This window comes from Marinobacter sp. (genome assembly GCF_033722735.1).
Classification (GTDB): Bacteria; Pseudomonadota; Gammaproteobacteria; order Pseudomonadales; family Oleiphilaceae; genus Marinobacter.
Map to the genome: position 1 here is coordinate 88,417 of NZ_JAWVYN010000006.1, position 12,552 is coordinate 100,968.

4 protein-coding genes are annotated in these 12,552 nt (G+C 59.6%); 2 read left to right on the forward strand and 2 right to left on the reverse strand.

Translation table 11 applies throughout. The annotated features are described in order from the left end of the window. Window positions 1-4: 4 nt before the first annotated feature. Window positions 5-7,315: an Ig-like domain-containing protein gene (locus R3175_RS06545; RefSeq protein ID WP_318943069.1), complete on the reverse strand. Its 7,311-nt coding sequence runs from the start codon at window positions 7,313-7,315 to the stop codon at window positions 5-7. A gap of 244 nt (window positions 7,316-7,559) precedes the next feature. Further along, window positions 7,560-8,105: a phage tail protein gene (locus R3175_RS06550; RefSeq protein WP_318943070.1), complete on the reverse strand. Its 546-nt coding sequence runs from the start codon at window positions 8,103-8,105 to the stop codon at window positions 7,560-7,562. A gap of 1,136 nt (window positions 8,106-9,241) precedes the next feature. Here R3175_RS06550 and R3175_RS06555 point away from each other — a divergent pair. Continuing rightward, complete coding sequence (locus R3175_RS06555) at window positions 9,242-10,252, forward strand: phosphate/phosphite/phosphonate ABC transporter substrate-binding protein (protein WP_318943071.1); 1,011 nt, start codon at window positions 9,242-9,244, stop codon at window positions 10,250-10,252. Window positions 10,253-10,264: 12 nt separating this feature from the next. After that, window positions 10,265-12,475 (forward strand): putative bifunctional diguanylate cyclase/phosphodiesterase, encoded by a 2,211-nt coding sequence (locus tag R3175_RS06560; protein ID WP_318943072.1) that lies wholly within the window; start codon window positions 10,265-10,267, stop codon window positions 12,473-12,475. Window positions 12,476-12,552 lie beyond the last annotated feature (77 nt).

The following is a 12,552-nucleotide window of genomic DNA, read 5'->3' on the forward strand; positions in this document are numbered from 1 at the left end:
CTCCTTAGAACCGGATCGGGCGGGTTAGCTGGGTTTCAACAATAATGGAGTAGCCTGCGCCATCGTTTCTCACCTCCACCTGATTACCCGCCTCGAAGGCGCTGTCCAGGTTCGTGGGCCGCTGGATGTCAATGCAGCTTGCGCTGTCCGAGCCGTATCGGCCAAAGCCGGTGCTGGTTTCGCCATTGCTGAAGGTCTCCACCCAGGCGCACACCGATCCATCGCCCAGCCGTACCCGGCTCTTCAGGTTGCCCAGAGGGGAGATGGAGGTGGTGGTCCCGGCCAGGTCGAACGACGATTCGGTAACCTGGCCGGCCTGGTTAACCAGGCGATGCTCGGCGGAGCCATCGGCGCGAGCGATCACGCGGATTTGCCGCCCCTCGAGCTCGGCCTCGGTTACCACCTGTACATCGGTGGAGTCGTCCACGCTCTCCAGCCGGGTGCGGGATCCGGAGGCCCGGCTGATGGCCTGGGTTGTCCATCCTGCGCGGGCCACTTCGTGGCGGACACTGCCATCGGTATGCGCCTCCACATACAACGTGGAGGCGGCATGCTCGGCCACCGAGACTGCTCGGTCTTCGAACAGGATTGACAGGGTGTTGGCAACCAGGGCCCTGGCTTCGTTGGTTTGCCGCCCCGGGCGTGAGAATTGGTGCACGGCACTGCCATCGAGCCTGAGCAGGGACTGCAGCAGGCCGTCGCCCAGGTCTCGGGTGGCACTGTAGCCATCGCCGTCCCCGGCGGGCTCGATGTGCACGTCGGCGTTACCACTGGCGACATCGGTCACCTCCAGGCGACTGAGGGTGGCGGTGCCGCCTGCCGAGGAGCCGATTTCAGCAGCGCGGCGCAGGCCATTCAGGTCCGGGTCGCCATTGCGGGTGATGGTACTGACACCGTCCGATCCCAGCACAACGCTGGTCCCCAGGGACCCGGCTACCGGGGTGCCATCGTCGTCATAGCGGAGGACGCCTTCACTGTCCACGGTGACCACCTGTTCCGCCAGTGCGGCAAGGTCGGGGGCCACCAGCAGATTGGCGTCGGTGTCGAATTCACCCACCACGCCGACCAGCGAGGCCACCACAGCGCTTGTGCCGGGATCACCCGCGCCATCGTCCACGGTGGTGCTTGCGGTCAGGTAGCCGCGTGCGTCGAGGCGCACGCTGAGCGCGACGGTGTCCCCAGTCCCATTGGTGGATTCGGCTTTGGCGGTGACAGTACCATCCCGTGCCAGCCGTATCGTCGCCGGCACCACGTCAAACTGGAATCGGGTGGGTGCGGCGTCAATGCCTTTTGTGGAGACCGGGGTGATCGTCAGCAGCACGCCACTGGCGGTGGACTGGGTGAGGGCGACCTTGGCCAGGCCTCCGCTGGTCAGCGCCACGGTGGTGCGGCTAATCACATCGCCACCGTCAGTGACCGTGGTTTGCAGTGTTGCCGCTTCACTGGTCAGACGACTGACCGGTGCCGGATCGCCACCCTGGGCGTAAACGCTGACCAGGGTCTCGCCTTGCGGGGTGATCGTCACCCGTTGCTCACTGCCGTCGGCCTGGGTGAACGCCAGGTGCTGGCGGCCATCACCGTCGGGCCCCGAGGGTACGGGTGCGGCAACGCCTTCACCCTGTGTCACCTGGACCCGCCGAGGGGCCCCGTACTGGTCGATAAAGGCGATGCTGTAGGCGGGGGCAGTGGACTGCCCGTCGCCCAGGTCCGGCCAGCCGGTGTCCGGTGTCGCCAGTACCGGCATGTCCGGATTCACCTGGAACAGCTCGCCACCTTGCTCGTCGCCGTTGGGGCCGGTCGGGCCACTGGGCTCGCTGTCGTCCTCGACAACCTGGGAGCCGCCGGAGTTATCCGTTACCCGCAGGCTGAAGGTGGGCAGCGTGGCACTCTTGTCACCGTTACTCACGGTAATCACGATGCCTTCCGTCAAACCCACGTCTTCCAGGCCCGGGGTGCCGGCAAGCCGGCCGGTGACGGCATCGAAACTGGCCCACGACGGCTTGTTGCCGATGCTGAAGGTCAGTGGGTTGCCATCAATGTCCCTGGCTACCGGGGTGAACCGATAGGACTCCTCGGCAGGCACGGTGGTTGTCGGGGTACCGCTGATCAGGGGAACATCGGCCACGGGGGTGACTCGCAGACGCACGATCGCAGAGTGGGACTCAGAACCCGCGGCATCGGCAATGTGATAGGTGAAGCGGTCTTCCCCGGCGAAGTGTTCATCCGGCGTGTAAATCAGACTGCCTCCGTCGTCCACACTGACCTGCCCCGAAGTGGGTTGCGTCAGCAGGGTGATGTTGGCCGTATCCAGGCTCCCCTCGATATCCTGGTCGTTGGTCGTCAGGGGCAGCACAGCCGACGTCTCTTCGTCCAGCTCGATCCAGTCTGCATTGGCGATCGGCGCGTGGTTCACCGGCTCGAAGCCGATGGTGACCGTGGCAGTATTGGACACCCGCCCCTGATCGTCACTGACGGTATAGCTCAGCTGGTCGGTTCCACTGAAGCCCTCATCCGGCGTGTACCGCAACTGGCCGGTGGTGGCATCGACCAGCACGCTGCCCTGGGCCGGTCCGGAGGTCACACTCAGTGAGCCCGGGACCAGCGCATTCGCACCCCGGTCGTTCCCCAGCACGTTCAGCGTGTGCTGGCGGGCGCCCACCAGTTGGACCCGATCATCTCGGGCGATAGGTGCATCGCTGGCTCCTACGGAAAGAGTGACTACCGCGGTTTCGGATACCGCTTCCTGGTCGTCACTGACGCTATAGGCAACCCTGTCTTCGCCCCGGTAACCCGCGTCCGGTGTGTAGGTCAGCTCGCCCGTCGTGCTGTCCAACTCAACCGACCCGTGACGCGCGTGTACCAGTACCCGCACGGAGTTCGGCGCCAGGGTGCCGTCGGTGTCACTGTCGTTGGCCAGGATGTCCACCGTTACCGGCGTGTTGCCGGGGGTGGCCGCACTGTCATCGCTGGCGGCCGGTGGCTGGTTACCGGCAGACACGTTGATCAGTACGTCGGCAATATTGGACTCGAGTCCGTCCTGGTCGAGTACGGTGTAGCGCATCCTCTCGGTGCCGCTGAACCCTTCGTTCGGTGTGTAGCTCAATTCGCTGCCATCGAGGCTGGCAGTGCCATTCAGGGGCCGGTTAACCAGCTGGATGCTGGCCGCATCCAGGGGATCGCCGCTGTCACCGGATTCGTCATTGGCCAGCAGGTCGATGACCACCGATTGGCCCGGTGCCGCCGTAGCCACATCGGGCCAGGCGAGGGGAGACTGGTTCAACGGCGTAACGTCCAGCGCCACCGTCGCGACATTGGACAGTTCCTGAAACTCGTCCTCAACCCGGTAGGCGAAGCTGTCAGCGCCGCTGTAGCCGGCATCCGGCGTGTAGGTGATCACACCGGTCCCGATGTCCACCGACACCCGGCCATGGGCGGGGGGGGCGGTGACCTGGGTGCTGGCGGGGGTCAACAGCCCCTCCAGGTCGCCGTCATTGGCCAATACCTCAATGGCGAGGGATTCACCCTGGCGGACCGCCACCGCATCGTTCGCCGCCGTGGGGGCGCTGTTCTGGACGGTGAAGCGCAGACCGGTTGAGTCGGCGAATCCGGTAAAGCCATTGCCCGTTGCGTCCGTCAGGGCACCACTGTCGACGGTCACATAGTAGGTGTGGGTGGGAGTCAACGACTCGCTCAGGGTGGCGGTGACCGTTTGACCCGCTATCTCAACGTTGGCGATGGTAATGGCTTCGTGCAGGCTGTCGTCCGCCGCATCGTAAACCGCCACTTGACCACTGCCCGCCTGGACAGACTCGTTGAACACCAGGGTCAGGCCGGTATCGTAAGGGACATCGCTGGCGCTGTTCAGCGGCGTCGAGCTTTGCAGGGCCGGCCCGGTGGTGTCCAGCGCAGTGGTGTCGGTGACGGCGCTGGCGGCATTGTTCACCGCATCGGTCAGCACCACGGACAGTGTCAGGGTGCCATCGCCCAGGGCGCTGACATCAACGCCGCTGACCTGCAGGTCCGCGTTGGCGATCGTGCCGGAGCCGGTTACATCGGTGCCCCCGCCGCTGCTGCTGATGGTATAGCTGTAGCTGGCCCCGACTTCCGCATTGGCAAAGGTAAAGCTGGTGCCGATGGCCTCGCTGGCGTTCAGGGAATCGTCATCGAAGCTCACGCTGTGACCGCTGGGCACCGCTGCATCCACCAGCACGCCGCTGGTGTTGCCGACGCTGTTCAGGGTCAACTGCGCATCGTTACCGACGGCGTCTTCCAGCGTGCCCCCGTTAGCGTCGATGGCCCCACCCAGGGTAATGCCATCCGTGTCCTGATCGCCGCTTTGCACGGTATGGCGGAACACCATCGCGCTGTTACCAGAGCCGGACTGATAGTCGGCATAACGGATGGTGGCACCGATGGTCAGGGGGATGCGCGGCGTACCGCCGTCGGTGTTTACCGTTACGTTGTCGTCGAAATTGACCGTCAGGTCGAGGTTGTCGCCGGCCACATAGGTGCTGTCGACAGGCACGCCGACCGTGCTGACGGAAGGTCGAACGGCATCCACCAGCACATCGGCGAAGGCTGTCCGGGAACCATCGCTCAGGGTGAAACGGACTGTGGCATCGTCTGTCAGGGTGTCGTTGCGATAGGTAACGCGCTGGACGACTTCGGCAACCAGGGCGCTGGTCGCGGTGGCTTGGCTGCTGTCGAAATCGATGGTCAGCACGCCGTTGTCGCTGGTGAAGGTGGCAAAGGTCTGGCCACCATCTTGCAGACTGCTACCGCTGACGGTGAACAAGGCGCCGCTGCTATCGAACCCGAACACATCGTTGGCGACCGCCCCGCCGGACCGCTGTAAGGTCATGGAGCTACCGGCATAGTCGCCGTTGCCGCCGTTGAGGGCATCCAGTTCGGTATCGGTGATGGTTGCGTTGCCATCGACATCCAGGGTCACGGTGTCTCCGTTACCCGCCCAGGCGACGTTGTCGCCCCCCAGGTTGGCGATAACCGGCGCGTTATTGACGGTTGAGGTGATCTCGGTGCTGTTGGTGGCGGTAAGGCCGCCTGACGTCGCCCTCAACGCCAGGGTCTCGGTTGGGCCGCTGTTGGTGTAGGTCAGCGACAATCCGGTGTAGGTTGCCTGGCCGGAACTGGGCGACAGGGTGACGGTGATTCCGTTGCCATCGGTATCGCCGGTGCCCGTCATGCTGTTGACGGTGCCGTCCAGGGTGCCGTCGTTGGGGTCGGTTACGTTGAGTGTGAAAGTCGTGCTGTACCCGGTATCCACTGCGCCCAAGGCATCCACCGCCCGGATCACCGGCACGGTACTGAAGTGGGTGATTTCCTCACTAACCATGCTGGTAGGCGCCGGCTCGGTACCGAACACCAGCTTGGTGGCCACCACATCGGAAGTGACGGAGTTGGCGTCGACTGTGCTGAGATCGGTGCCCACGCCGTCCTGGTCGTTGGCGGTGAGAGTAAAGCTTTGCTGGTCGGCCGTGGCGGTGTAGGTAACACTGGTGAACGTGGCCACACCACCGGTCGCGGTTTGAGTGGTATTACTCAAGACGCCGGCGCTGGTTTCCGTCAGCGCAATGGTTTCACTGAAGTCCACGTCGGTATTGCCAAAGGCGTCCCGGGCGGCCACCACCGGTTGGGTGGTCAACGCGCTGCCGGACACCGAGCCGGCAGGCTGGGTGGTAAAGACCAGTTGCGTGGCGACCACATCCAGGGTGGTACCGGTGCCGTTGGTGACGGCGCTTGTCGCGCCCATCAGCGTGCCGGAAGTACCCAAGGTTACATCGGTGTCGCCGTCCACGGAGAGGATGACTGTGTGGTCTTCGGTCAGGTTGGTGTTGTCATTGTAGTAGGCGTTGACGGTATAGGTTTCGCTGCCGCCGTCGGCAATGGCAATGCCCAGGCCCGAGAAGGTCAGGGTATCGGCCCCGGCGTTATAGGTACCGGCGACGTTGCTGGCATCCGGGCCGTTCAGGCGCCAGGTAATCTGGCTTCGCTCAGTGTCGGTACTGGTGCCTGAGACATTGACCACAAGCTGGGACACACTCATTGGCAGGCCGTCACTGGTGCCACCGTCGCTCAGGGTGAAGTCGAACACGTCCACTGCTTCGCCGACGGTATCCACCGTGGTGTCAAGTCCCACCGGCTCGCTGACCGACCCGGCTGCGGTCAGGTCGCCATCGCTGTCCGGAGCGTCGGTGGTCACATCCACCTTGGTGGCACTGGATTGGAGGTTGGGAGTGCCCTCATCGTCCTCCGCCACCACATAAATGTCATAGGCGGTGGCAGCGCTGAGGCCGGTAACCGTGTCGGTAAAGTCGGTGCTGGCGGAACTGACATTGAGGCTGCCGCTGGCCAGCGCCGCGCTGCCGCCGCTGTCTTGGCCGGCCTTGACCTGGGCGCTGCTGGGCCCCCCGGCGCCATCGGCCACCACTACGTAGTAGGCAGTGCCGATTTCGTTCAGGCGTACCGTTAGCGTGGTTTGGGAGAGGGTCGTGCCCGAAACGGCAGGCGTACTGTTTTCAAAGCTTGGAGGGGTGCTATCCCCCGCGACGAAGGCGCCGTCTACTCCCAGAGTCACCCCGGACTGGCTGCCGTGGTACAGGCCACTGGCTTGGCTGTCGGTCACCGTTGTGCCGCTGGCTTCATTCAACTTCCAGTAACCGACCAGGCCCGCTTCGTTGCCAGCCAACTCGACACTTCTATTGTCCTGGACCTGTTGTTGGGTGCGGGCCGTGGACCAGAGCCGGACATCGTCCATCTTGCCGGTAAAATTATCCACAGTGCTAAGGTCTTGAGGACCCAGGACAAATTCGACGGTGGAGTAGCCAGGAACACTGGTATTTGCTCCCTGATCCTGAACATCTGTTCCTTGGGCGGCGCCATCGACATAAAAATCCCAGTAGCCGTTATCAAAGACCACTGCGAAGTGATACCAGGTACCGCTGCTCAGTGTCAGGGGTATGCTTTGCGTCAGGCTGGCGAAGTTGCTGCCCAGGTCCACCGTGATGGTGTCGTTGAACATGACGATGCCACCGGCATCCCCATAGACGGTGCCTTCCACATCAAAGTCGATCAGGTTTACCGTACTCGAGGGGGCGCCGGCAAAGTTTACCCAGAATTCGATGGTAAAGGTGGTATTGCCTGACAGGGTGGCTGCGGCGCCCGTTAGGGTGGCTTTATCTCCAGAGGAGAACTCGTAGGAACTTTGCGCGGCAATTGCCCCCTGGCTAAAGAGCGCTGTAATGCAGGCAATCGTCAGGATACGGGAAACTCGGCCAAACATGCCTTGCTTAAACATAGGTCACCCCACTGTGGGACAAGGAGCCTTTGATCGAGGCACTGGATGTGCCATGGCCGCGCATTGTGCTGCAGGCCACAAAGCAGGAAGGGAGAATGATCGGAACGATTGCCAACATCGGTTCAAGCCTCATGTCACGGTGCAGCCGAACAGCCACTCTCGCTCTGACCGAGCATGCGAGGGCGGATCGACTGAAGCTTAAAAGGGAGGCGGCCGCCAACCGGACGGCCGTCTTTTTGGGAAGTTATTGTCTGGGGGGATACTCTCCACCGTCGGTGCAGATAATGAAGTTGACCACGCTATAGGGCTGCGTGATGGAGAAATCCTTATTGCCTCCGGTTGCCGTTGTCTGTCCGCTCAGTGAGCCCGGTTTCAAGCGGGTATCCGGCGTTTCGGTGCTGTAGGCTTCCAGCGGAGAGAACCCGGAATTGATTTCCGCCATGACGGCTCCGGGCCCAGGGGTGCCGGTATTCCCACCTTGGCTGAATGCCGGAAAAGTCACCTGGGTGCCATCCGCCAGGTTATGGGTGTGGGAGGGTAGCTGGGCCGCTGTCAGCTCTTCGGTATACTGCCCCCCGAACTGGCCCATGGGAAAGAAAGCGGGTAAGCCTTTTCCCTGGCCCTGGTGAATGGGCACCCGGCCCCGTAAGTCCGGCAATGCGAAAGTGGTCCTGCCGTCCCCGCCAAATTGCGTGCCTAGCAGGGAAAACAGTGCCTGGTAGTCGCTGATCATCAATAACTGCCCGTCACACTTCTCCCAACCGCGGGGAGCATAGTTAAAGCACGCCATACGAATTTCGCCTAAAAAAGCCATAATCTTCTCCAAGGTCCTGCTTAGGTTGGTTGCAGATAAACAGACTCACGGGCACTGCCGGATGGTGCTGGCCGCCGGTGCTCATGAGGTTTGATTTGAACTGCAGTGAAGCCGCCGTCCGCTCACCCGTGGTAGAGCGGAACACTGGGGTAGGTCGAACGTTGGGGGCCGGCAATGAAGCGTCGGAACGCGGCCGGCTCGAAACGAAATGAGGGTGATAAGTAGACAAGCGGCACTCCTTACTCGTTAATCCGTCAAACTGTGCGCTTGAGACTGCAAACTCCAAGGTGAATCCAGGAGTAATTCAGCAACTCCTGTATCCAGTAATCGCCAAGTTACCCCACATAAGGCTTGTCTACTTTATGAGATTGGTAATGCTCGGTTATGGAAGTGTGATATACGGTTAAATAATAACCGTGGTCTCGACAATAGTTACAAATACCTCACTTTTATAAAGTGATATAGGTCTTTAGGTCTAAAGGTAACTCAGGCTGGTCGAGTGTGAATGTGTCGGTTACCGGGAGGTGACAAAGTGTAAGACAAGGTCTAGTTGTATGTAGCGCCGCCCTCGGAAAGGCGGTAGGTACGCCTAAGTCAATCGTGAAAGAAGGATGTTAAAACGCAGGTAAAACAAGCGAATACCTGGTGTTTATGTGTTTGGTTAATTGTTCTGTAGAAATGTTGGTTTATTATCTTATTGGGGCAGTAAAAATGAACATGGCGTCGTCATTATTTTTGTTTTATTGGTTGGCTTTATTTCCTTTTGGTATTTGATTTGCGTTATTATTCATTTATGCATGATTGTGGACTGTTTGTCGACGTTTTTGAGGCAATTTACCTATAGGTAGGCTCTTCGTTTCCGGGGGTAATTGAGAGGTTCATTGAAAGTGACCTCGGATAGAAACCCGCTCGGTGACGGTTACAAATAAGCATCATATTGGAAATAATGATTACGGCTTCTTGGAGACAATTCTGCCATTCTCAAAATCAACCCGAATTGCCGGGAATTGTGATCAGGTTCATGGCAATGTCGGTAAGGGTTGGTTGGTGTGGCTTTTCGGCACCACCCCTACACTCGCTTTTATCCTTGCGAAGGATAAGGAGGGCCAATCATGCAGGATCTGGCCAAACTCTGTTCACGACTCACCGTCAGCCTGCGCTGTGTGCCCAGGCCCTGGGCATTAAGCCTGGGACTGCTGGCTTGGCTTCTCACACTGCCGACGCTACCGGTACACGCGGAAGCGACGTTCGTACCGACCGGTGAGGTGAATGATGCCCAGCGGGAACAGACGTTGGTTATCGGCAGAGTTGCCTCCGATCCCGCCAAGAGCGTACCGCCACTAGCGGACATCGCCTGTTATCTGGCTCGTCAAATGCAAGCGCAGGGCATTTCCCGGTGCCAGGTTCTGTTAGCGGACAATAATACGACCATGGCGCACTGGCTGAGGGATGGCACCGTCGACCTGGTGACCGAGTCACCATTTTCAGCCACTTATCTGAAAGAGGCATCCGACGCTGTGCCGGTTGCCATTGGCTGGCGCGGTGGCGTCAAGTTGTACCATTCAGTGGTCTTTGTCCATAAGGACAGTGGACTTTCATCGCTGCAGGACCTGGTCGGTGAGACCATAGCCTTTGAGGATGCGGGATCCACTTCGGCGTATTTTTTGCCCGCGGCATCGCTCAGACTGAACGGGCATAGACTTTCGCCATTGGCCTCGGTACGGCAATCCCCCAAGCCAGCGTTTACCAACTACGTCTTCTCTCTGGATGAGGCCAATTCAACCGCCTGGGTACACAAGCGGCTGGTCAGTGCGGCGGCGCTCAGCAACCTGGACTGGGAAGACGAGGGTATCGTTCCCCCCGCGATGAAAAGGGATTTACGCATTATCTTCCGTACCGACAATGTGCCCCGGTCCGTGGAACTCGTCACCGCCCAACGCAACGACCAGTTTCGGCAGCACCTGCAAGATGCATTGCTCAACGCCCACCGAGACCCTGAAGGCAGAGAAATCATCCAGAGATTCAAAGACCTAACGCGGTTTACCGCCATTGATCGGGAAGCGGAGAAGATGCTCACCGATGTCGCCGAACTGATGCGCCGTGTTAAACACGAACTGGAATAGGACAGTGAGCAAATGAGACTACGCCTGCAGACGCAACATCAGCTGTTTGTCACTCTTGTTCTGGCCTCAACGGTTGTGCTCCTGTCCTCAACCTGGCTGGTGTACAGCCACAAGCTGGCGGATGAGGTGCAGGAGGAAAGTGTCGCAGCCATGCGTGAACGTCTTCTACAACGGGTCAAGGAACGAGCCGAGAGTATCGGTGTCATGCTGGCAAATGACCTGTCCCGTCCCGTCTATTCCTACGATTTAACTGCCATTGGTGACCAGTTGAGCGTGTTTCGCTCCCTCTATGGCGTGCACTCGATTATCATCACCGGCCCTGAGGGGAGTATCCTCCACGATGGCAGGTCTGATATTGCTCAGTTTGGCCAGCTGCACGAGCGGGCACCGTTGATCCGGAGCCTTGGCGCGACCAATACCGCCTCCCTGCTACTGGATGACCGTTTTGTGCTGGGTGCCTTCCCGATCATGATGGGCGATAAGCTGATTGGCGCCGCGCTGTTTAAATTGACGTTGGAGCCAGAGTTGCAGGAGGTACAGTCGTTCCAGGCTGAACTTGAGTATATAAAGCAATCGCAGTTACGCAATCTGCTTTACGCTTCCGCCACCCTGATGATCATCCTGTTGATTGCCATCGGGGGCGTAACGGCCCTGCTGTCCCGGCGCTTTACACGTCCCATCCGGCAACTGGCGGAGGCGGCTGACCAGATTGGCTGCGGTGACTATAAGAACGAAGTGCAGCTCAACCGGCAAGATGAGCTGGGCGATCTGGCGCGGGCCTTTAATGGCATGAATCGGCGTATTCGAGCGCACCAAGCCGATCTGAAACGTATTGCCTATCATGATTCACTCACTGAGCTTCCCAACCGCCTGCTGTTGAAAGAAAAAATTGAAGAGGCGTTGCATCATCCCGATTCGAGCGATGCCCTGACGGCGTTGATGTTCATCGATCTGGACGACTTCAAACATATCAATGACAGCCTCGGCCACGAAGCAGGAGACCATCTGTTAAAACAGGTGGCACGGCGCATTGCCCGTTGTCTGCGGGAGGGGGAAGATCAGCTAATATCGGTCACATCCGGGACCAGACAAGATTATGGGGCAACGGTGTGTCGTCTGGGAGGTGATGAGTTTACCATCCTGGTGAATGGCTTACGCTGTCACTCGCATGCCGCAGCAATTGCCCAGCGGGTGATCCGGTCGTTACAGCGGTGCTTTCATATATACCAGCAGCCGGTGCATGTTGGTGCCAGCATTGGCATCACGATGGCCCCGACTGACGGGCAGGACGTTGAAACCTTGCTAAAGAACGCAGACCAGGCCATGTATCAGGCCAAGGGGCTTGGCAAGAACAACTACCAGTTTTTCGATCCAAACCTGTCAAGAAAATTCCGATTGGTTGCCCAGATTCGCGAAGACCTGAACAAGGCCCTGTTACAGGACGAGTTTGAGCTTTACTTTCAACCGCAGGTCGCACTGGACAGTGGCACGATTGTCGGCGCAGAGGCGCTCATCCGCTGGCACCACCAGGAGCATGGGTTCATTTCGCCCGCGGTGTTCATTCCAGTGGCGGAAGAAAGCGGACAGATCCAGAAGATTGGCCACTGGGTCCTGAACAAGGCGGCCAGGCAGATCGCGGCCTGGAAAAGCCAAACCGACGTACCGTTTCATATTGGTATCAATCTGTCGGCGCAGCAGATTTACCATGAGGAACTGGTGGACGATCTCATCACGGCTGTTAACGTTCATGGCATTGCGCCGGGTGACCTGCACCTGGAAATCACCGAGACCATGCTGATCGAGGACAAAGACAAGGCCATTGGCATCCTCAATCGGCTGTGCGAACTCGGGTTTGCCATTTGGCTGGATGACTTCGGCACGGGGTATTCTTCGTTAAGCCACCTGCAGCAGTTTCCGTTGGCGGGTATCAAGGTTGACCAAAGCTTTGTCAGTAACCTGGAGAAAGTTGACCATGATCAGGCTCTCGTGCGCTCCATTATCAATCTGGGTTTGACAATGGGGCTTGAAATTATTGCCGAGGGCGTCGAGACAAAGGCCCAATGCGAGATGATTTGGGCTTGGGGAGGGAGCCTGGTACAGGGATACTACTATCACAAACCGCTGCCGGCTTGTGAATTCGAGTCGCTACTGCTAGCTGAGACCAACAGACGTGGGGCAAGCTGCGTGACCGTAAAATGCGGGGGCGCGTCAATCAAAGGCTAGGGCTGCAGCACCCATCGGGTGGCAGCCCATCGCCTTGGAGGTCGGGGCACTGGCCGCTTTGCCCCGTAGGCCGGCTC

What these genes read in the sequence shown, in the direction of transcription:
- R3175_RS06545 (WP_318943069.1), bottom strand. Translation starts at nt 7,315, where the DNA reads ATGTTTAAGCAAGGCATGTTTGGCCGAGTTTCCCGTATCCTGACGATT.
- R3175_RS06555 (WP_318943071.1), top strand. Translation starts at nt 9,242, where the DNA reads ATGCAGGATCTGGCCAAACTCTGTTCACGACTCACCGTCAGCCTGCGC.
- R3175_RS06550 (WP_318943070.1), bottom strand. Translation starts at nt 8,105, where the DNA reads ATGGCGTGCTTTAACTATGCTCCCCGCGGTTGGGAGAAGTGTGACGGG.
- R3175_RS06560 (WP_318943072.1), top strand. Translation starts at nt 10,265, where the DNA reads ATGAGACTACGCCTGCAGACGCAACATCAGCTGTTTGTCACTCTTGTT.